This window comes from Azospirillum soli (genome assembly GCF_017876165.1).
In the GTDB taxonomy this organism is placed as follows: Bacteria; Pseudomonadota; Alphaproteobacteria; order Azospirillales; family Azospirillaceae; genus Azospirillum; species Azospirillum soli.
The window spans coordinates 103,940-123,798 of sequence record NZ_JAGINQ010000010.1; the positions used below are offsets into that span (position 1 = coordinate 103,940).

General features: G+C 67.9%; 23 protein-coding genes. 11 read left to right on the forward strand and 12 right to left on the reverse strand.

What is annotated here, in order from left to right; genetic code table 11:
- The first annotated feature begins 23 nt into the window (after window positions 1–23).
- From J2852_RS17100 to J2852_RS17115, 4 genes are read left to right on the forward strand one after another with little or no spacing between them, the layout of a single operon-like run.
- The gene (locus J2852_RS17100; protein ID WP_209877662.1) at window positions 24–1,088 is read left to right on the forward strand and encodes a flagellar biosynthesis protein FlhF; all 1,065 of its coding nucleotides are present in this window, start codon (window positions 24–26) and stop codon (window positions 1,086–1,088) included.
- Window positions 1,085–1,879: a MinD/ParA family protein gene (locus tag J2852_RS17105; RefSeq protein ID WP_209877664.1), complete on the forward strand. Its 795-nt coding sequence runs from the start codon at window positions 1,085–1,087 to the stop codon at window positions 1,877–1,879. Before J2852_RS17100 ends, J2852_RS17105 begins: the two co-directional genes overlap by 4 nt.
- A gap of 10 nt (window positions 1,880–1,889) precedes the next feature.
- On the forward strand, window positions 1,890–3,743 hold the full coding sequence (locus tag J2852_RS17110) for a hypothetical protein (RefSeq protein ID WP_209877666.1): 1,854 nt from the start codon (window positions 1,890–1,892) through the stop codon (window positions 3,741–3,743).
- A 13-nt stretch (window positions 3,744–3,756) separates the two neighbouring features.
- Window positions 3,757–4,113, forward strand: coding sequence for a hypothetical protein (locus J2852_RS17115; protein ID WP_209877668.1), 357 nt, complete (start codon window positions 3,757–3,759; stop codon window positions 4,111–4,113).
- Between the two features lie 130 nt (window positions 4,114–4,243).
- Here J2852_RS17115 and J2852_RS17120 read toward each other — a convergent pair whose 3' ends face one another.
- On the reverse strand, window positions 4,244–4,861 hold the full coding sequence (locus J2852_RS17120; protein WP_209877670.1) for a hypothetical protein: 618 nt from the start codon (window positions 4,859–4,861) through the stop codon (window positions 4,244–4,246).
- A gap of 219 nt (window positions 4,862–5,080) precedes the next feature.
- Between J2852_RS17120 and J2852_RS17125 the strand changes: the two genes are divergently transcribed.
- Window positions 5,081–5,224 (forward strand): hypothetical protein, encoded by a 144-nt coding sequence (locus tag J2852_RS17125; protein ID WP_209877672.1) that lies wholly within the window; start codon window positions 5,081–5,083, stop codon window positions 5,222–5,224.
- A gap of 24 nt (window positions 5,225–5,248) precedes the next feature.
- Here the strand turns inward: J2852_RS17125 and J2852_RS17130 are convergent, their stop codons facing one another.
- A complete protein-coding gene (locus J2852_RS17130) occupies window positions 5,249–5,686 on the reverse strand; it encodes a flagellar FliJ family protein (RefSeq protein ID WP_209877674.1) in 438 nt (145 codons plus the stop codon).
- Window positions 5,683–7,032, reverse strand: a complete 1,350-nt coding sequence (gene fliI / locus J2852_RS17135) for a flagellar protein export ATPase FliI (RefSeq protein ID WP_343206771.1) — start codon at window positions 7,030–7,032, stop codon at window positions 5,683–5,685. The genes J2852_RS17130 and fliI overlap by 4 nt, the downstream gene beginning before the upstream one ends.
- Before the next feature lie 254 nt (window positions 7,033–7,286).
- Between fliI and ctrA the strand changes: the two genes are divergently transcribed.
- Complete coding sequence (ctrA, locus tag J2852_RS17140; RefSeq protein ID WP_209877678.1) at window positions 7,287–8,018, forward strand: response regulator transcription factor CtrA; 732 nt, start codon at window positions 7,287–7,289, stop codon at window positions 8,016–8,018.
- A 172-nt stretch (window positions 8,019–8,190) separates the two neighbouring features.
- Here the strand turns inward: ctrA and J2852_RS32245 are convergent, their stop codons facing one another.
- A complete protein-coding gene (locus J2852_RS32245; protein WP_343206772.1) occupies window positions 8,191–8,514 on the reverse strand; it encodes a DUF1127 domain-containing protein in 324 nt (107 codons plus the stop codon).
- A 42-nt stretch (window positions 8,515–8,556) separates the two neighbouring features.
- Here J2852_RS32245 and J2852_RS17150 point away from each other — a divergent pair, with 42 nt between their 5' ends.
- Entirely contained in the window at window positions 8,557–9,465 is a 909-nt protein-coding gene (locus J2852_RS17150) for a transcriptional regulator GcvA (protein WP_209877681.1), read from the forward strand.
- 22 nt (window positions 9,466–9,487) lie between these two features.
- Here the strand turns inward: J2852_RS17150 and J2852_RS17155 are convergent, their stop codons facing one another.
- Genes J2852_RS17155 through J2852_RS17175 form a run of 5 tightly spaced genes read right to left on the reverse strand, consistent with a single transcriptional unit; the run spans window position 9,488 to window position 15,249 of the window.
- Entirely contained in the window at window positions 9,488–10,330 is an 843-nt protein-coding gene (locus tag J2852_RS17155) for a CheR family methyltransferase (protein ID WP_209877683.1), read from the reverse strand.
- Window positions 10,327–11,508, reverse strand: a complete 1,182-nt coding sequence (locus J2852_RS17160; RefSeq protein ID WP_209877685.1) for a protein-glutamate methylesterase/protein-glutamine glutaminase — start codon at window positions 11,506–11,508, stop codon at window positions 10,327–10,329. Before J2852_RS17160 ends, J2852_RS17155 begins: the two co-directional genes overlap by 4 nt.
- A gap of 45 nt (window positions 11,509–11,553) precedes the next feature.
- Complete coding sequence (locus J2852_RS17165; protein WP_209877687.1) at window positions 11,554–11,919, reverse strand: response regulator; 366 nt, start codon at window positions 11,917–11,919, stop codon at window positions 11,554–11,556.
- A gap of 58 nt (window positions 11,920–11,977) precedes the next feature.
- Window positions 11,978–12,481 carry a chemotaxis protein CheW gene (locus J2852_RS17170; protein ID WP_209877688.1) on the reverse strand — a complete coding sequence of 168 codons (504 nt, stop codon included), beginning with the start codon at window positions 12,479–12,481 and terminating at the stop codon, window positions 11,978–11,980.
- On the reverse strand, window positions 12,478–15,249 hold the full coding sequence (locus J2852_RS17175; RefSeq protein WP_209877690.1) for a hybrid sensor histidine kinase/response regulator: 2,772 nt from the start codon (window positions 15,247–15,249) through the stop codon (window positions 12,478–12,480). Before J2852_RS17175 ends, J2852_RS17170 begins: the two co-directional genes overlap by 4 nt.
- Window positions 15,250–15,498: 249 nt before the next feature.
- On the opposite strand from J2852_RS17175, the gene J2852_RS17180 reads away from it, so the two are divergent.
- Window positions 15,499–15,672, forward strand: coding sequence for a hypothetical protein (locus J2852_RS17180; RefSeq protein WP_209877692.1), 174 nt, complete (start codon window positions 15,499–15,501; stop codon window positions 15,670–15,672).
- A gap of 19 nt (window positions 15,673–15,691) precedes the next feature.
- On the opposite strand, the gene J2852_RS17185 is transcribed toward J2852_RS17180, so the two are convergent.
- Complete coding sequence (locus J2852_RS17185; protein ID WP_209877694.1) at window positions 15,692–16,336, reverse strand: histidine phosphotransferase family protein; 645 nt, start codon at window positions 16,334–16,336, stop codon at window positions 15,692–15,694.
- A gap of 122 nt (window positions 16,337–16,458) precedes the next feature.
- On the opposite strand from J2852_RS17185, the gene J2852_RS17190 reads away from it, so the two are divergent.
- The 3 genes from J2852_RS17190 to J2852_RS32070 all read left to right on the forward strand — a co-directional run bounded on the left by J2852_RS17190 (window position 16,459) and on the right by J2852_RS32070 (window position 17,243).
- Complete coding sequence (locus J2852_RS17190; protein WP_209877695.1) at window positions 16,459–16,656, forward strand: DUF3553 domain-containing protein; 198 nt, start codon at window positions 16,459–16,461, stop codon at window positions 16,654–16,656.
- A complete protein-coding gene (locus tag J2852_RS17195) occupies window positions 16,653–17,033 on the forward strand; it encodes a c-type cytochrome (RefSeq protein ID WP_209877697.1) in 381 nt (126 codons plus the stop codon). Before J2852_RS17190 ends, J2852_RS17195 begins: the two co-directional genes overlap by 4 nt.
- A gap of 87 nt (window positions 17,034–17,120) precedes the next feature.
- Window positions 17,121–17,243: a hypothetical protein gene (locus J2852_RS32070; protein WP_281418455.1), complete on the forward strand. Its 123-nt coding sequence runs from the start codon at window positions 17,121–17,123 to the stop codon at window positions 17,241–17,243.
- A gap of 100 nt (window positions 17,244–17,343) precedes the next feature.
- On the opposite strand, the gene pdxA is transcribed toward J2852_RS32070, so the two are convergent.
- Both pdxA and J2852_RS17205 read right to left on the reverse strand, forming a co-directional pair.
- Window positions 17,344–18,369 carry a 4-hydroxythreonine-4-phosphate dehydrogenase PdxA gene (gene pdxA / locus J2852_RS17200; protein ID WP_209877699.1) on the reverse strand — a complete coding sequence of 342 codons (1,026 nt, stop codon included), beginning with the start codon at window positions 18,367–18,369 and terminating at the stop codon, window positions 17,344–17,346.
- On the reverse strand, window positions 18,369–19,838 hold the full coding sequence (locus J2852_RS17205; protein ID WP_209877700.1) for a peptidylprolyl isomerase: 1,470 nt from the start codon (window positions 19,836–19,838) through the stop codon (window positions 18,369–18,371). Before J2852_RS17205 ends, pdxA begins: the two co-directional genes overlap by 1 nt.
- Window positions 19,839–19,859: the final 21 nt, after the last annotated feature.

The following is a 19,859-nucleotide window of genomic DNA, read 5'->3' on the forward strand; positions in this document are numbered from 1 at the left end:
ACTGATTGGCTGGAGGCCCGCTTATGCGGCTGAAGTCCTTCCACGCCAAGACCATGTCCGAGGCCATGAAGATGGTCCGCCAGGCGCTGGGCGACGACGCGATCATCGTCGCCACGCGCGAGGAGGAAGGCGGCGGCGTGCGCGTGACCGCGGCGGTGGAGGAGGACGACCTGCTGATGCAGCAGGCGCGCATCACCCAGGCCGCGCCGAGGCATGTCGAGGACGAGGAGGACGAGGAACCGGAGATCGACGTCAGCGAGGTGGTGGCCGACGCCCTGCACCGCCACGGCGTGCCGGCGGCGCTTGCCGAACAGCTGATCGACGCGGCGGCTGGCCTCGACACCGACGATCCCACGCTGGCGCTGGGCGCGGCGCTCGATTCGATGTTCACCTTCAGCCCGCTGCACGACAAGCGCGGGGCCACCAAGCCGTTGGTGCTGGTCGGCCCGCCGGGCGGCGGCAAGACGCTCATCGCGGCGAAGCTGGCGGCCCGTGCGGTGCTGAAGAAGCGCTCCGTCGGCGTCATCACCACCGACACGGTGCGCGCCGGCGGCATGGAGCAGCTGGCCGCCTTCACCCGCGTGATGAAGGTCAAGCTGGTCACCGTCGAGGATCCGGACGCGCTGTCCGGCGCCTTCGAGGTCAACCGGGGCGTGGACGTGGTGCTGGTCGATACGGCCGGACGCAACCCCTACGACGCCGAGGACATGGCCGACCTGAAGGCGCTGCTCGCCGCCGGAGAGGCGGAGCCGATCCTGGTCCTGCCCGCCGGGCTGGACGCCATGGAGGCCGCCGACATGGCGCTGGCCTTCAAGGCGCTGGGGGTGCGGCGGATGCTGGTCACCCGGCTGGACATGGCGCGGCGTCTCGGCGGCCTGCTGCTGACCGCGCAGCGCGCGCGGATGGCCTTCTGCGACGCCAGCGTTTCGTCCAAGGTGGCGGAAGGGCTCACACCACTGAACCCGGTGGCACTCGCCCGCCTGATGATGCCCGTTGAGGAGAAGGCCCCGCGCGGTGCGGCCAAGCCGGCCTCCTCGTCTTCCAAGAAAAAAGCTGCCCGCTCTCCCTCGTCGAGGACCATCCCATGACCGATCCGGTGTTTCCGGCCGCCCTCAAGAACGTTCGCCCGCTGCGCGGCGCCAACGTGATCGCCGTGGCCAGCGGCAAGGGCGGCGTCGGCAAGACGTGGTTTTCGATCACGCTGACCCACGCGCTGACCAAGATGGGCAAGAACTCGCTGCTGTTCGACGGCGACCTCGGCCTCGCGAACGTGGACATCCAGCTGGGCTTCCAGCCGAAGAACGATCTGGGCGCCGTCATCAACGGCCAGGTGACGCTGGGCAAGGCGGCGCAGAAGTTCCCCGACACCGGCTTCGACATCATCGCCGGCCGGTCCGGGTCGGGCACGCTGGCGCAGTTGCCGAGCCAGCGCCTGTCCGGCCTGCGCAACGACCTGCTGGAGCTGGCGCGCAGCTACGACTGCGTGGTCATGGACATGGGCGCCGGCGTGGACCGCACGGTGCGCACGCTGTCCGGCCCGGCGGGCATCACGCTGGTGGTGACGACGGACGAGCCGACCTCGCTGACCGACGCCTACGCCTTCATCAAGCTGACCCACGCCACCAACCCGGCCGCCGACCTGCGCGTCGTGGTGAACATGGCGCAGAGCATCAAGGACGGCGAGCGGACCTACGGCACCATCCTGAAGGCCTGCCAGAACTTCCTGAAGTACAAGCCGGGTCTGGCCGGCATCATCCGCCGCGACATGAAGGTGCGCGACGCAATCCGCAACCAGTCGCCCCTGCTGACCCGCTCGCCCTCCAGCGACGCCGCCAAGGACGTGCAGGCCATCGCACAGCGGCTGCTGAACGGGTCGTAAGGGCGGGCTGATGGGAGGCCCGGCGGCCCCTCCCCCCGTCGCCCTGCCGGTGGCGACGACGCCCACGGCACCGGCCGCGACCCCGGTGCCGGTGGCCGAAGTCACGGTGCAGAAGCTGCCCGAGCGGCTGCAGGAGGTGACGCGCCCGATGGTGCTGACCGGCACCGTGGCGGGCGAGACGCCGGAGGGCCTGACCCGCGTGCGGACCTCGGCGGGCGAGATCCTGCTGAAGACGGAAACGCCGCTGCCGCCGGACAAGCCGGTGACGCTTCAGATCACGCCGGGGCAGACACAGGCCGGGACCGGGCAGGCGCCAGCGACGAAAGCGCTGATCTTGTTGCAGTCCGCAGCGGTGCCGACTCCCGCGACCGGAGGGCTGCAAACGCCGCAGGCCGGGGCCGGAGCAACACCGAGCGTCATCCTACCGAACCTGACCTCGCCCACCCCCAACGCGACGGCCCCGACGCTGCCCTTGCTCGTGCCGGGCAGCGTCGTTCCGGCGCTGGTGATCGCCGCAACGCCGAAGCCAGCCACCCCACCCGGCGCGGCGCCGGTTCTGCCGGGGCAGAACGCCGTTCCGCAAGCGCCGCTGCCGCCGCAGGCGCCGACGACATCGTCGCCGCAGGCACCGACAGCCCCGACGGGTGCGCCGGTGCCCTCGCCCGCTCCGGCGGCAACGCCGCAGGGAAGCCCGGCGCCGGCCAGCGCGCCCATGGGCGGCATGCCGACCGGAAAGCCGATGCTCGACACGCCGGTGCAGTTGGGCGGGAACGCGGCGCATCCCGGCGCCGAAACGCCGACCATGGCAACACCGGAGCGTGCGGGGACCGCGCCGCCGGAGCCGGAACTGCCGAAGGGCGGCACGGTCGCGCTGAAGATCCTGACCTTAACTCCGCCGCCCGAACAGCCGAAACAGCCCGGCAAGACCGGCAATGGCGAGGGGCCCGGTGCACGGCCTACACCGACCGCTCAGGACACCCCGGTGCCGGACGATACACCATCGGACGTGCCCGTGCTGAAGGGCACGGTGGCGGGCTCGACACCGCAGGGGCAGCCGATCCTGGCGACCAAGCAGGGCATGCTGGCGCTGAACGTCCAGGCGAGCCTGCCGCAGGGCACCAAGGTCACCGCCGCGCTGACCGACCCGGCCAAGGCGTTGCAGGCGACCGCCCCGCCTTTGCCGGATTTGGCGCCAATGAGCGAGCGCGATTGGCCGGCGATGAAGCAGTTGCTGACCTCGCTGGCCGGACTGGACCGGGTGGCGGCGCAAACCCTGCTGAACACCATCATGCCGCAGCCGAACCGTAAGCTGAGCGCGGCCATGACCTTCCTGCTGTCGGCGATCAAGGGCGGCGACGCGCGCGCGTGGCTGGGCGACGACGCAACCTCGGCCCTGAAGAAGGGCGGGCGCGGCGACCTGCTGTCGCAACTGGAGCAGGAGTTCAAGAGTCTGCAACGGCAGGCCAGCGAGCCCCTGCCCGGCGACTGGCGGCCCTACACGCTGCCGATGATGGACAGCAACGGTCCGAAACCCATCCATCTGTACGTCCACCCCGTGAATGACGAGGAGGACGGCGGGGACAAGCGCGAGGGCGGGCCGAAGGGCAGCCGCTTCCTGTTGGACCTGGACCTCAGCCGGCTGGGGCCGATGCAGTTGGACGGGCTGGTGCGGCCGAACCGCTTCGACCTGATCCTGCGCAGCCACACGGCCCTGCCGCCGGAATTCCGCCTGGACCTGATCCAGATCTTCGCCGACAGCATCCGCGCGGTGGGCTACACCGGCGGCCTGTCCTTCCAGTCCGGCGCCAAATGCTGGGTGAAGCTGACCCGCGCCGGCTCGCGCGGACAGAACGTCACGGCCTGATGAGTCATTCCACATGCACCGCCGCGACCTGCTGACCACCGTGCCGAACCCGGACGCCCGCCACGACTATCTGGTCGAACTGGCCGGAGAGCCGATGCCGGGCACGCATTTGATGGTGCGCTACGTGCCGGATCGCGTGGTGGCGGAGCCACAGGGTTTCACCGCCTATCTCGGGGCGCTGAGCGGCGTTGCGGGCGGTTTGGAAAGCTTGGCTCTGGCCGTTCTGGACGACCTGAACAACGAGCTGGTGCCGCGCTGGGCCGAGGTGACGGCGGAACGGGCGGAGCCCCTGCCCCACCGCGTGGTCGTCGAGGATCGCCAGCCCAACTGGGACAACCCACAGCTGTTCGCGCGGATGCGACCGATCTGATATCGAAGGCGTTTGATGGCTTCCATCAAACGCCTTCGGTTCAAACCCGGCAGTACATGGCGCAGCCATGTGCGAGAGGGGCATACGGCCGGCAGACCATGAAGCACTCATGCGCCGGCCGTATGACCGGTCAGCGCAGCGAGCCGCGTGCCATCGGCCGCCGCAGCCCGTAGCCCCGGTATGCCAGCAGCGCCAGCGGGAAGGCCCAGAGATGCAGCGCGTGCAGCGCCCAGGCGACCGCGCACACCATGTAAACAGCCATCGCCGCCGCCCACAGCCACAGCAATCCGGCCACCAGCAGCGCGCGCGGCGCTTCGGTTCCAGCGTGCCGCAGCGCGGCCAGGACAACCACGGCACCAAGCAGCGCCGCGAGACCCAGGAAGAGCGTGACGGGGTCGGCGAGATTGAAGCCGGTCAGATGGCCCCACAGCATCCGGGGATCGTAGCGGGCTGGGTCGAGCCATTCCCCAGCCATTGCGCCGAGCGACGTCTCCCACGGGCCGCCGTCCGCAAGCAGGGTGGCCGGGTGAAAGTCCGCCGGGTGGCTGTTGAGGAAAAGCAGCAGGAAGCCGGTGATCGCCCCGGACGCGACGCTGAAATGCACCAAGCCGGGAATCCGTGGCCCCAGGTCCGGCAGGCCGAGCCGGCGCAACACGGGACGCCCCGCCGCCTGCACCGCGACCGGCAACAGCACCAGCATGGTCAATTCCACCATGCGCACGGCGATCGGAATCAGGAAATCCAGCATGGGGCACCGCACCGGAAGGGCGTGCCGCAACGGCATCACGAGGCGGGACGATGGTCGAGCAACAAATTTGGGACCCCTTACGGCCTAGGACCACCAAGGGGGCTACTCCCGCAAAGCCGAACCATCAGCGGACGAAAGGCACATTGTGCGGCGGCGTCCCGACACGAGATTCCGATTGAGGAACGACACGGAATGCGGGTCCGGGACGGGAGGTGCGCCATGGAAACCAAGAGCTTTTGGACGCCGGACGCCGAGCGGCTGGCGCGGGAAACCGAGGATTTGCTGCGCTTCGGCGCGCGTTTCCTGATGGGGCTGAGCTTCGTCGCGCTGGGGGTGCTGACGGCGTTTGCCCTGTACCTGTAGAGCTGCACCTGTAGGCACGAACGATCAGGACTCCGCCGCGCTCTCCTCGGCCTGACGGCGGCGGAAACCGACCAGGGCGGTTTCGTCCAGCATCTCCGCCTGCTTGCGCTTCAGCTTTTCCTTTTCGCGCTTCAGCCGTTCTTCCTCGGCGAGTTCATAGCGCTTCAGCTCCTGGAAGGCCTCGGCCATCTGGTCAGTGGCGACGGCAATCTGGATGTCCACCTGCCCCATCGACAGGGTCAGGCGCTTGCCCCGCTCCATCGCGGCCTTGGCGAAGTTGGTGTAGCTGAAGGCGAATTCGGGATTGTCGCGCGCCGCTGCCTGTTCGGCGGCAACCTCTTCCTTCAAACGCTCAAGCTCCGCCTTCAGGCGGTCGGAGAGGTTCTGAAGCTCGGCCAGATTGCGCCGCTTCTCATCGAGCTGCTGCTTTTGCAGGCGGATGATGTTCTTCAGGCTGCTCATTGCTGCTGCGGCGGCCATTCTTCAATGCCGAAGATCGCGGCCAGCATGGAATAGCTGGTGGCGAGGTCGGTCGCTTCACGTTTGCCCTGCTTGAGGAAGGTCTCCAGCGCGGGATTGTAATGGATGGCCTCGTCCACCTGCGGGTCCGAACCCTTGCGGTAGGCGCCCAGCCGGATCATCTCCGCCATGTTGTCGTAGGACGACATCAGGCGGCGGGCGTGGGTCACCAGTTCGTTTTCCATCGGCGTGTTGCAGCCGGGCATGGTTCGCGACACGCTGCGCAGGATGTTGATGGCCGGATAGCGCCCGCGCTCGCCGATCTGGCGCTCCAGAACGATGTGGCCGTCCAGGATGCCGCGCACCGCATCGGCGATGGGCTCGTTGTGGTCGTCGCCTTCCACCAGCACGGTGAACAGGCCGGTGATGGAACCGGAGCCGGCCACACCCGGCCCGGCGCGCTCCAGAAGGCGCGGCAGTTCGGCGAAGACGGTCGGCGGGTAACCCTTGGTCGTCGGCGGCTCGCCGGCCGACAGACCGATTTCGCGCTGGGCCATGGCGAAGCGGGTGACGCTGTCCATCATGCACAGCACGTCGCGGCCCTCGTCGCGGAAATACTCGGCGACGGACAAAGTCAGGTAGGCCGCCTGACGGCGCATCAGCGGCGCCTCGTCCGACGTGGCGCAGACGACGATGGAGCGGGCGAGACCTTCCTCGCCCAGATCCTCGGTGATGAATTCCTGCAACTCGCGGCCACGTTCGCCGATCAGGCCGATCACCGCGATCTCGGCGGCGGAGAAGCGGGCGAGCATCGACATGACCGACGACTTGCCGACGCCGGAGCCCGCGAAAATGCCCATGCGCTGGCCACGGCAGCAGGTCAGGAAGGCGTTGATGGCGCGGATGCCGAGGTCGAGCTTCTCGCCGACGCGGGCGCGGGAGTGGGCGGACGGCGGCGCGTTGCGGATCGGCACGCCGCGCGGTCCCTTGGGCAGCGGCCCCTTGCCGTCCACCGGCTCACCCAGCGCGTTGACGACGCGACCCAGCCATGCGTCGCACGGGAAAACGGAGGGTTGACCGTCCGCCACCAGCGCGCGGCAGCCCAGTCCGACGCCGTCAAGGGCTCCCAATGGCATAAGCATTGCGCGCCCTTGTCGAAAGCCGACGACCTCACAAGGTACATGGCGTCCGTCGCGCGTTTCCACGATGCAGCGGCCGCCGACGGACAGTTCCTTTTCGATGCCGCCGACCTCGACCATCAGGCCGAGCACGGCGGTGACCCGCCCAAACCGGCTGTAGCCGGGAAGGGCATCGATTTCCTGGATGAGGCGGGCGACGTCGGCGGGCACGGCTTTGCTGTTTCGCGGACGTTGACGGGGTGGTCGAAACGGGTTGCCAGCCACGGGCGGCAACGGCATCTCGACCGCTCCGGTCCATCATCATCCGCAATCATTAACGTTAAATGAAGCGCTATGCCTCTGGCGTTAAGCTGAATCGTCTGTTAACTTGTGTAAACAGGCGGAGCGATCTGTTAAGGATCGAACGTCCAACACAAGCCGGTTCGGATAGCCAGAAACGCGCCATCAAACGTCGGGATATCGCCATGAGGGTTCTGCTGGTTGAGGACGATTCGTCCGTCGCGAAGAGCATCGAATTGATGCTCCAGTCCGAGGGCTACATCGTCGATTCTACCGACCTGGGTGAGGACGGGCTCGAAATCGGCAAGCTGTACGATTACGACATCATCATCCTCGACCTGATGCTGCCGGACATCGACGGGTACGAGGTGCTGCGCCGTCTGCGCGCGGCGCGCGTGACCACGCCGATCCTGATCCTGTCGGGCCTGTCGGAGCTGGACCACAAGATCAAGGGCCTGGGCTTCGGGGCCGACGACTATCTGACCAAGCCGTTCGACAAGCGCGAGCTGATTGCCCGCATCCAGGCCATCGTCCGCCGGTCCAAGGGCCATTCCGACAGCATCATCCGCACCGGCCGCCTGACCGTGAACCTGGACACCCGCACGGTGGAGGTGGACAACCAGCCCCTGCACCTGACCGGCAAGGAATACGGCATCCTGGAGCTGCTGAGCCTTCGCAAGGGCACCACGCTGACCAAGGAGATGTTCCTGAACCATCTCTACGGCGGCATGGACGAGCCGGAACTGAAGATCATCGACGTGTTCGTCTGCAAGCTGCGCAAGAAGCTGGCGAACGCGACGCAGGGCGACAACTACATCGAAACCGTCTGGGGCCGTGGCTATGTGCTGCGCGATCCGCACGAGGATGCCGGTGCCATGCCCCGCGCGCCGCAGCAGGCCCAGCAGGCGGCGGGGTAACGCCCACCCACACCGGTCAGTAATTGCTGGTTTCGATCAGGTTGCCGTCCGGATCCCGGACATAGACGGAGGTGATGGGGCCGATGGCGCCCGTGCGCGGCACGGGGCCCCTCCTCCACCAGCACGCCATGTGCCGGTTGATCTTCCAATCGCCAAATTGGGAAGCAAGCGGTCAGCGTTTCCAGAACGGCTTTTCAGACTCGCGGCGGGCGTGGTCCTGCGTGACGCCGATGTCCCGCAGCAGATGATCGTCCAAATTCGCTAACGCCCGCCGCTGCCGGCTGCGTTCCGACATCCTGGACCAAGCCTCCACCCAGGCTCTGAGCGTCCGCAATGGCATCCGCCAAAGGACCACGGGATCAGGGCCGCGCGCCCGACCCGGTCGCCCCACCGCTGTCCTATCGCTCATCGCCCGACACTCCGTTTTCTCGCCTTCCCGTCGTTGGATGCACTGGAAACCGGGTTGCGCGCAAAGGGTGCTTTCTCTACCTTGCATGAGAAAAGCTCATGCCACCTGTCGATCCAAACGGGGTGAAGGGTGAGAAAGCTGCCTCCTCTCAACGGTCTGCGCGCGTTCGAGGCGGCCGCCCGCCATTTGAGCTTCACCAAGGCGGCGGAAGAACTGAACGTCACGCAGAGCGCCATCAGCCACCAGATTCGCGCGCTGGAGGACCGCCTGGGCGTCCGGCTGTTCCGCCGGCTGAACCAGATGCTGGTGCTGACCGACGCCGGGCAATTGCTGCTGCCAAGCGTGCGCGAGGCGTTCGACCGGCTGGCCGCCGGGCTGGACAGGATCATGGGGCAGGAACGCGCCGGCGTTCTGACGATCAGCGTCTCACCATCCTTTGCACGGCTCTGGCTGATGACCCGCATCGGGCGTTTCCGCGAGCGGCACCCGGACATTCATCTGCGGATCAGCGTCAGCCAGCACGACATCGATTTCGCGCGGGAAACGGACATTGATCTGGGCCTGCGGCATGGGCTTGGGTCTTGGGACGGGCTACGGGCCGACCGCTTCCTGACCGACGACGTCTTTCCGGTGTGCAGCCCGATGCTGCTGCAGGGAGCAAATCCGCTGACCGATCCCACCGACCTGCGCCATCATGTTCTGCTGAACGACACGCAGCACACCTATTGGACCGACTGGCTGCCCGCCGCCGGCCTGCACGACCTGAGACCGAGCGCGGAACTGGCCTTCGACGACATCGGGATCGCAATCGAGGCGGCGGTGAACGGCCAGGGAATCGCCATGGGGCGCGCCACCCTGGTTGCCGACGAACTCAGCGCCGGCCGTTTGCTGCGCCTGTTCGGCGATGCGGTGCCAGCGGATTTCGGCTGTTACGTCGTTTGCCCGGAGGAAACCGCCGACCGCCCCAAGATCGCCGCGTTCCGGGCGTGGATCCAGGAGGAAGGCGCTGCGGCAATGAAAACGGCGCCGTCCCTGTGACGAACGCCGATTCCCGTCCCGCTCAGATCGCCGCGCGCAGGCCCGCCGTCGAGAAGCCGCCCAGGCTGTAGAGGCCGCGCTGGCCTTCCACCGGCTTGAAGCGGTCGGTGATGCCCAGCACGGTTTCCGCCCCGCCCAGATACAGAACGCCGTCGGGCGGCATCTGGCGGGCGATGGTCTCCAGAACCTTGGTCTTGGTCGGCTGGTCGAAGTAAATCAGCACGTTGCGGCAGAAGACCACGTCGAATTGCCCTAACGGCGACAGGTCGGTCAGCAGGTTCCATTCACGGAAAGACACCATCTGGCGCAGCTGCTGGCTGATCTGCCACTTGTCGCCCTGCTGCTTGAAATGCTTCACCAGCATCTGGATGGGCAGGCCGCGCTGCACCTCGAACTGGGTGTAGACGCCGGACTTGGCGCGCTCGACCATCTCGGCGGAGATGTCGGTGCCGACGATCTCGATGCGCCAGCCGGCCAGCCTCGGCCCCTCGTCGGCAAGCAGCATGGCCAGAGAATAGGCCTCCTGCCCCGAGGATGAGGCCGCCGACCAGATGCGGATCGAGCGCTTGGCCGCTCGGGTCTCCAGCAGCTTCGGCAGAACCAGCTGCTTGAACTGGTCGAAGGGCTTTTGGTCGCGGAAGAAGGAGGATTCGTTGGTGGTCATCGCCTCCGTGATGTCGCGCAGCAGGGCTTCATCCTTGCGCGTGCGCACGGTGGTGGCCAGCTCGTCCAGGCCCTTCATGTTCCACTTGCGCGCCACCGGCATCAGCCGGGATTCGAGCAGGTAGGCCTTGTCCTTCGTCAGGACGAGGCCTGACCGCTGCTTGAGCAGCGTGGAGAACATGTCGAAATCTTCGACTCTCATGCTGCCCTCGTGGCGAACTTGCGGATGTAGGGGCCGATTTCCTTCAGCGGCAGCACGGCCGAGCAGATGCCCGCCTGCGCCACCGCGCCCGGCATGCCCCAGACGACGCTGGTGGGCTCGTCCTGCGCGATCAGGGTGCCGCCGCCGTTGACCACGTCGGTGCAGCCCTTCAGCCCGTCCTGGCCCATGCCGGTCAGGATACAGGCCAGAATCTTGCGGCCGCCGTAAGCCCGCAGGATGGAGCGCATCATCGGGTCCACCGCCGGGCGGCAGAAATTCTCGGGCGGATCCTTGGTCAGGGAGATGACGTTCGCCCCGCCGCGCTGCGCCACCAGCATGTGGAAGTCGCCGGGCGCGATGTAGCAGCGGCCGTTCACGATCGGCTCGCCGTCCTTCGCCTCCTGGGCGTTCAGCCCGCACTGGCGGGTGATGTGCTCCGCCAGAATGGTGGTGAAGGTGGCCGGCATGTGCTGGGTGATGAGGATCGGTTGGGTGACGCCGGTCTTCAGATGGCTCAGCACCTCGAACAGGGCCTGCGGGCCGCCGGTGGAGCTGCCGATGGCGATGATGTCCGGCTTGGCCTGCACGGCGGTGGCGGTGACCGGGCGCAGCGTCACCGGGCCAGGCTCGCGCTTGGCGAAGCTGGGTGTCGCAATGGGAGTCAGCGGGCGCAGTTCGCCGCGCGTGCGGGAACCGGCGCGCCGGGCCGCCGCCCCCAGCGCCTTCACCTTGGAGACCAGCTCGCGCTTGAAGTCCTCCGCCCCGCCCAGCTCGCGGGTCGAGGTGGGCTTCGGGATGTAGTCGGCGGCACCCGCCGACAGGCAGCGCATGGAGACGTCGGCCCCGCGCAGCGTCAGCGTCGAGGCCATGATGATCTTCACCTGCGGCGCCACCGCCAGCAGCTTCGGAATGGCGGTCAGCCCGTCCATCACCGGCATCTCGATGTCGAGCACGATGACGTCGATCGAGTTGCGCTGGAGCGAGTTGACGGCCATCTGCCCGTCGCCGACCGAGGCGACGACGCGGATGTCGGAATCGCCTTCCAGGGCGCGGGTCAGCAGGCCGCGAATGACGGCGGAATCGTCCACCACCATAACGCGGACGGGGTCCGCGCTGGCTGGCGCGGGCGCCGCCGTGCTGGTGCCGAGGGGGGGTCTGCTGCCGAAGCGGTCGGACATGGAACGGTCAGCCTTTCGACGCCAGGGGCGTTACGGTCAGGCGCTTCACAGCAACCCGACCTGCTGGAACTTGGTCTGGATGATGTCGCTGTCGAAGGGCTTCATGATGTATTCGTTGGCCCCAGCCGACAGCGCCTCCTGGATGTGGGCAAGGTCATTTTCCGTCGTGCAGAAGACGACCTTGGGGAAGTCCCCGCCGCTCATCTTGCGCAGCCGGCGCAGGAACTCGATGCCGGTCATGACCGGCATGTTCCAGTCCAGCAGAATGGCGTCGGGCATCTGCCGCGCGCAGGCTTCCATGGCCTGCCTACCGTCCTCCGCCTCGGAGCAGGCGAAGTTCAGTTCCTCCAGGATCTTCCGCGCGACCTTGCGGACCACGCGGCTGTCATCGACCACCAGACAGGATTTCATATCAAACAGGCCTCGGGCTTCTTGGCTGACCGGGGATGGCTGACCGGGGATGTTAGCCTCAGGCCGCTTCCATGTTGGTGAAATTCAGCAGACGCGGCACGTCGAGCACCACCATCAGCTGTCCGTTCAGGCGATAGATGCCGGTGGACACCTCGCGCCAGCGCGGGTCCAGGGTGGCCGGGTTGCGCTCGAAATCGTCGTTGGAGAGGCTCAGCACCTCGCCCACCGAATCCACCATCAGGCTGTACAGCTCGCCGCGCAGATCCACGACGATGGACATGCCGGGCTTGTCCTTCGGACGCGCCGACAGGCCGAGGCGCAGGCGCACGTCGATGGCGGTGACGATGCGTCCGCGCAAGTTCAGCGAGCCGGCGACCTCCGGCGGGGCCAGCGGGATGCGGGTGATCCGCTGGTGACCCAGCACGTCCTGGACCTGCAGGACCGGAATGCCGAACATCTGGTCGGCAATGGTCATGGTCACGTAGTCCTGATTGCCGCCGGAGACGATCTCGTCCCCCTTGGCCTTCTTGGTCGTGGTGGTGGGCAGCTTGGCGTTGCTCATGCGGCACCTTTCTGCTCGGACAGCGTCTGCTGCAGGGTGTAGAGCAGCGCGTCACGGTCGAACTTGGCGACGTAGTCGGTGAAGCCGGCCTGCCGGCCGCGATCGAGGTCGCGCGGGCTGGCGTGGCTGGACAGGGCGACCATGGGGATGCCGCTCCAGCGGCTGCCGTGGCGCACCGCCTCGGCGAAGTCGAAGCCGCTCATGCCCGGCATCTCGATGTCGGAGACGATGACGTCGAAGTCCTCGCCGGCCTCGCACAGCGCCAGCGCCTCGTTGGCGTTCTCCACCGCGGTCACGTCGTAGCCGGCCACCGACAGCAGCGGAGTCAGCAGGTTGCGGAAGAACGGGCTGTCGTCCACCAGCAGGACGCGCTGCGACTTCTCTTCCTCGAACGCCTCGCTGGAGGAGGAGCCGAACCAGTCCTTATAGGCCTGGGTCAGGAAGAAGCCGGCGTCGATCACGTCGGTCGCCTTGCCGGCGATGATGGCGGAACCCATCAGGCCCGGACGCTCGGCGGTCAGCTGGACGACCAGCCGCTCCTCCACGATGTCCACGATCTCGTCCACGATCAGGCCCATGGAGCGGTCGCCGTCGGCGAAGACCAGCACCGGCTGGCGGCCTTCCTGGCCCATCATGAAGCCGGGGTCGATGGGGACCAGCGGCATCAGCTTGCCGCGATACTGGACGACCGGCATGCCGTTGGACGCCTCGACCGAGGAGAGATCCACGTCCTCCAGGCGGGCGACCAGCGACAGCGGCACCGCCTTGGGCGCGCCCTCGCCGGCGCGGAACAACAGCAGGGCCATCTTGTCCTCCTGGCGCGCGGCCTGGACCGAGGTGGCCTCCTTGGTGACGTTCTCGCCCATGGTCATCTCGCCGGTCGCCGACGCGATGCCGTTGGGGTCGAGGATCATGATGACCGAGCCGTCGCCCAGGATGGTGTTGCCTGAGAACATCTCGATATGGCGCAGGATCGGCGCCACCGGCTTCACCACGATTTCCTCGGTGTCGAACACGCGGTCGACCATGATGCCGAAGGTGTAGGTGCCGACCTGGGTGACGACGATGAAGGTCTCGTCGTCGTCGCGCTTGACCTTGCCTTCCTGGTCGTCCAGCCGCAGCAGCTCCTGGAGCGACACCAGCGGCAGCAGGCGGTTGCGCAGGCGCAGGACCGGCGTGCCTTTCAGCCGTTCGATGGTGTGCTCGCTGTCGGCAGCGGCGCGCACCAGCTCGACCACGCTGATCTGCGGAATGGCGAAGCGTTCGCCCGCGCACTCCACGATCAGGGCTGAGACGATGGCCAGCGTCAGCGGGATTTTGATGACGAAGGTCGAGCCCTTGCCCTGGGTCGACTTGATCTCGATGGTGCCGCCGATCTTCTCGATGTTGGTCTTGACCACGTCCATGCCGACGCCGCGGCCGGACACGTTGGTGACCTTCACGGCCGTCGAGAAGCCGGGCTTCATGATGTACTGGATGATCTGCTGGTCGGACATCGCCGCCAGCTCGCTCTCCGTGGCCATGCCGTTCTGGATGGCCTTCTGCTTGATCTTGTCGATCGCCAGGCCCTTACCGTCGTCCTGGATCTCGATGATGATGTGGCCGCCCTCGTGATAGGCGTTCAGCGTGATGCGGCCCGTCTCAGACTTGCCGGTGCGCAGGCGGTCGGCCGGGATTTCCAGGCCGTGGTCCGCCGAGTTGCGCACCATGTGGGTCAGCGGGTCCTTGATCAGCTCCAGAACCTGACGGTCCAGCTCGGTGTCGGCGCCGAGCATCTGGAGGTCGATCTTCTTGCCCAGTTCGTGCGCCAGATCGCGCACCAGACGCGGCAGCTTGGCCCAGGCGTTGCCGATGGGCTGCATGCGCGTCTTCATGACGCCCTCCTGCAGCTCCGACGTGACGTGGTTCAGGCGCTGCAGCGGGGCCGCGAACTCGCTCTCCTTCTGGGAGCGCAGGATCTGGAGCAGCTGGTTGCGGGTCAGCACCAGCTCCGACACCATGGTCATCAGATTTTCGAGCAGATCCACGTTGACGCGGATGGTCTGCGCAGCGACCGCCGATTCCTTCGCGCCGCCGTCACCACCGCCGGCGCCACCGCCGCTGGAACCACCCTCGACCGGGGCCGGCACCTTGGCGGCGGCCGGCGCGGGCTCGGGCTCCGGCACGACGAGATCCTGGGAGGGGGCGGGCTCCTCGGCCGGATCCGGCGTCACCGGGGCCAGCGCGGTGCTGGTCGGGCCGGGGGTGGCGTTCCAAAGCGCCTCAAGCTCGTCCAGCGTGACGTTGCCGGAGGACGCCACCACGGGCTCCTCGGCGGCGGCAACGGCCGGAGCCGGGGGCGGTTCGGTGGCCGGGGCGGGCTTGGCGGCCGGAGCCCCGCCACCGCCCAGCTTGCCTTCGGCGCAGTCGTTCAGGCGGCCGATCAGCGGCAGATCGTCGCCGGGCGGTTCGGCCTCAGTGGCCTCCAGCACGGCGAGCAGGCTCTTGATGGTGTCCAGCGCCTGAAGAATCAGCGACACCGCTTCCGGCGTGATGGTCAGTTCGCCGTCACGGAACTTGCCCAGCACGTTTTCCGACGCGTGCGCGACCTTTTCCAGGCGCGGCAGGCCAAGGAAGCCACAGGTGCCCTTGATGGTGTGGACGAGACGGAAAATGTTCGAGAGCAGTTCCGGATTGTTGGGATTCTGCTCCAGTCGGACCAACTCGACGTCGAGGACCGACAGGTTTTCGTTCGTTTCCGTCAGGAATTCGGAGAGCAGATCATCCATGTCGCGATCCCCAGCCTGATGTTATGGCGCGTTTCCGGCCGGCCGTCCGGGGAAGCGGCTTGCACAAAGCCGCCGGTACGGGCCATTCCAGGTACGGGGCGAGCGTGTCAAACACTGATTAAGAGAACCTTACCTCTTCCGATAGCGTCCGAGTGGTTCCCTTGCAGGGACGCGCGCCGGTCGCGATGTCACATGCCAATTGCCGGAGGGGCCGATCGCCGGAAGGCCCGATCGCCGGAAGGAGGCAGCATGACCGACGAGGAACTGGCGCAATCGGTGCGCGCCGCCGTGGAGAGGCTGAACGAGGCGCTGGCCGTGGCCGCGCGCCACAGCGTGGCCGTCACCCTGCGGACGACCGCCCACCAGACCACCAACGGGGTGGAGCAGATCGTCGTCGAGGCGCGAATCTTCAAGCAGCTGTAGGGGCCAGTTGTAGGGGCCGTCACCACTCGATGGCGAAAACCAGCGTCTCCGGCCCGGACGGAGTCGCGGTGAGGCGGAAGCCGTCGTCCTCGGCGAAGCGGCCGGTGACGTAAGCGTGGATGGTGCGCGGGGTCAGATCGGCGGCGTCCGCCGTCCCGTCCAGCGCCGCCGCCGCTTCCGGCTTCAGCGCGCCGGGGCGCCCGGCGGCGGTGACGGTGATGCGGCCGGACTCCTCCGTGCCCTCCCCCGCCACGGTGACGGTGCCGCCGTGGGTCAGCGCCTCTTCGGCCAGGACAATGGTGTTCAGCAGCACCTTCGGCGCGCCGCGCTTGAAGGCCAGCATGTCGTTGGGCACCCCCGCCGGCCAGTCGAGCTTGGTCCGCCCACCCTCCAGCCAGCCCTGCGCAGCGGTCCGGGTGTCGCCGAAGCCCTTCTGCTCCCGCCCGGCGAGGCCGTAGGCGAGGCGGAAGACGCGCAGCCGCTTGTCCGCCTGCCCCGAGGAATGCTCGATCAGCTTGACCGCCTCGCCCAGGAAGCCGCCGGCCGGCTCGTCCTCCATCTCCTCGATCAGCTCAAGCCCGTTGCGGATCGCGCCCACGGGGCTCACGAGGTCGTGGCAGACGCGGGAGGCGAGAAGCTCAAGGACGCGGATGTCGAGGGGCACGGGGGCGTCTCCGGACGTTGGTGGCCGAAAGAACGGGACCCTTCACCGGGAACTTCCGGGATGCGGCCCGCATTCTGTAGCATCGTCGTTTCTAACACACCTTCACGGCAATGGGGTGCGGCATGGACGATTCTCTGGTTCCCGGCGCGTGGGTGCGCCATCCCGCCCAGCCCGATTGGGGTCTGGGACAGGTGCAGTCGGCCATCGGCGACCGCGTCACCGTGAATTTCGAGCATGCGGGCAAGGTCCTCATCAACACGGCGGTGGTGGCCCTGACCGTCACCGACCCGGATGAGGTCTTCGGAGGCTCCCCGCAATGAAGGCCGGGGCGCTGGCGGTGATGCTGGTGCTGCTGTCCACCGCGCCGGCCTTGTGCGAGGAGCCCGACCCGGAGCACGGCAAGACCCTGTTCCGCGCCTGCGCCTTCTGCCACACGCTGACGCCGGACGGCGGGAACCGCGCGGGCCCGACCCTGTGGAACCTGTTCGGCCGAACGGCGGGCGCGGTGGAGGGCTACCGCTACTCCCCCGCGCTGAAGGACAGCGGCATTGTGTGGAACGAGGACACGGTGGCCCGCCTGTTCGAGGTCGGCCCCGACGCCATGACCCCCGGCAGCAAAATGCCGTTGCAGACCATCCCGAGTGCGGAGGATCGCGCCGACCTTGTCGCCTATTTGAAAGCGGCCACGGCACCGTAGACCGAGCACCCTCAATCTGTGGGGTTGAAGCGCGGGGAGCGCCCGCTTATCGTCGGCGGAGGATTGTCAAGGAAGGTTCGTTTTCACATGAAGGCCATGCTGCTCGGCTTCGCCGCCGCCGCCCTGATCGCGTTTGGCGCCGCGGTGGCGCTCAACTCCGTGGACCACAGCTCGGCCAGCCGCTATTCCAGCCAGTCAGTCCGCCTCTGACCCGATGGGCCGTCGGTGGACGTGGATGCCCGGATCAAGTCCGGGCATCACGATGAGAAGACGGGCCTGAACAGCCCGCGTTGAGCCTATCCTGTAATCATCACTTTGGGCGGGAAGCCCGGATGCGCGCCATCAGGTCGGCGGTCTTCATGGCCTCGATCAGGCTGGAGGCTCCGGCCTTGCCCGTGCCGGCGATGTCCAGCGCCGTGCCGTGATCGGGCGAGGTGCGAACGAAGGGCAACCCCAGTGTGATGTTGACCCCGGTGTCGAAGTCGATGGTCTTCAGCGGGATCAGCGCCTGATCGTGGTACATGCACAGCGCCGCGTCGAAGGTGCCGCGCGCCACCGCGTGGAACAGCGTGTCGGACGGGCGTGGACCGCTGGCGTCGATGCCCTCCGCGCGCAGGGCGGCGACGGCGGGGGCGATGATATCGATTTCCTCACGGCCCATGGTGCCGTCCTCGCCCGCGTGCGGATTCAGCGCCGCCACGGCCAGACGCGGCTTTTCGATGCCGAAGTCGCGCGCCAGCCCCGCCGCCGTCACCCGGCCGGCGTGGACGATGGCCTCGGTCGTCAACTGCTTCACCGCGTCGCGCAAGGACACGTGGATGGTCACCGGCACCACACGCAGGTCGCGGGCGGCCAGCATCATCACCGGCTCGGAGGTCAGGCCGACGAGATGCGCCAAATATTCGGTATGGCCGGGATGGCGGAAGCCGGCGGCGTAGAGCGCCGACTTCTGAATCGGGTTGGTGACCACGGCGGCGGCCTGTCCTCCGCGCACCAGATCGACGGCCCGGTCGATGCTGTTGATCACAGCCGCCCCGTTGGCCGGGTCAGGCCGGCCCGACACGACCGGAGCGGCCAGGGCCAGCGGCAAAACCGGCAGGGCGTTGTCGAAGACGCTGACCGCCTCCCCCGCCGAGCCGACCGCCTGGACCGGCACCGACAGGCCGATGCGGGCGGCCAGGGCGCGCAGGCGGTCCGGATCGTCCAGAAGGACGAAGGGCGGCACGCCGTCGTCCCGGCGCGCCGCCCATGCCTTCGCCGCGATCTCCCCGCCGATCCCGGCCGGCTCGCCCATGGTAACGGCAAGCGGCAGCCGGTCCTGCGGGACAGCGGTCATCAGACGCGATACTCCACAAAGGCCGTCCGGCGCAGGTCGCGCAGGTAACGGCGGGACAGCAGGTCGGCGCGCTCGTTGATCAGGTCACGCTCGATCTCCTCGCGCGGCGGCAGCTTCACCTCCTTGGGCGGGGCCGGCGGCGGGGGCGGAGGCGGCGGGGCGGGCGCGGCCACGGGCTGCGGCGCGGCGCCGGCTGGCGGCTGGATCATCGGCACGTCGCGCTTGCAGACGATCAGGATGATGGCGCCGCCGGGGCTCATCAGCACGGGGCTGGGCTGGCCGAGCGGGGCGCTGACGGCGAAACCCTGCAGGCCCGGCGCCAGATCCTTCACGCGCAGCGTGCCCATGTCGCCCGCCTCGGGCACATCGAGCGCCTTGGCCTTCGCGTCGAAGTCCGCGCAGCTTTTGATCGACTTGCGCAGCTTTTCCGCCTGCTCCTTGACCGCCTTCAGCTCCTCCTTGGAGGGAGCCGGGATGACGATCTGCTTCATGTTGACCTTGGCCTTCTCAAGGTCGGGCTTCGGCTGGGGACGCGGCTGCGGAGGCGGGGGCGGAGCGGCGGCCTCGCTGGCGCCGCCGGTGCTGGCGGAACTGCCGTAAGCGCGCTGATCGCGGACCAGCAGGATGTGGTAGCCGGTGGCGGTGCGCACGGGCGCCGACATCTGGCCGGGGCGCATGCTGGACAGGGTCTTGTCCAGCTCGCCGTTCAGTTCGCCGGAGCGGACCCAGCCCATGTCGCCGCCGGCGGCGGCGCCGGCCGACTGCGAGAACTGGCGGGCGAGCGCGGCGAAGTTGCCGCCACGGCGGACCTCCTCCACCAGACGGTCGGCGGTGCGGCGCACCTCGTCCTCCTGGTCGGGGTTGTCCACGGCCAGGAAGATCTCGGCCACCAGATATTCCGGCTTGCCGATGTTGGCCTGGATGCGCTGCATGACCGCATCGACCTCTTCCTCGCCGATCACCACCTCCTGACGGATGCGGCGCTGCATGACGCGCTGCCACGCCAGCAGGGCGCGGACCTGCGAGGTCAGGGTGGAGACCGGCACGCCCTGGTCCTTCAGCAGCTTTTCCAGCTGCTGGCGGTTCATCCGGTTCTGTTCGGCGATGCGGCCGATGGCATCGTCGATCTCGGCCTGCGGGACCGAGACGCCAAGGCGCTTGGCCTCCTGAAGCTGAAGACGCTCGTCCACCAGCTGGCGCAGCACCTGCGGGGTGAGGCGCTGGCGCGTTTCCGCGCTGTCCTGCACGCCGGCGTTCATCAGCGCCAGCCGGATGCGCGCGTACACATCGGAGACGGAGATGACCTCGTCATTCACGACGGCGGCGATGCGCTCCGCCGGGACGTTGGCGGCGGGGGGAGCACCGGCGGCCGGAGCTTTGCTCGTCTGCGCGACGGCGGGGACGGCGGCAACAAGGGCGCAAGCGGTCGCCGCGGCGAAGGCTGACCGGACGGCTCGCAGACTCGACATGGTGCTCCAGCTCCAGAGGTG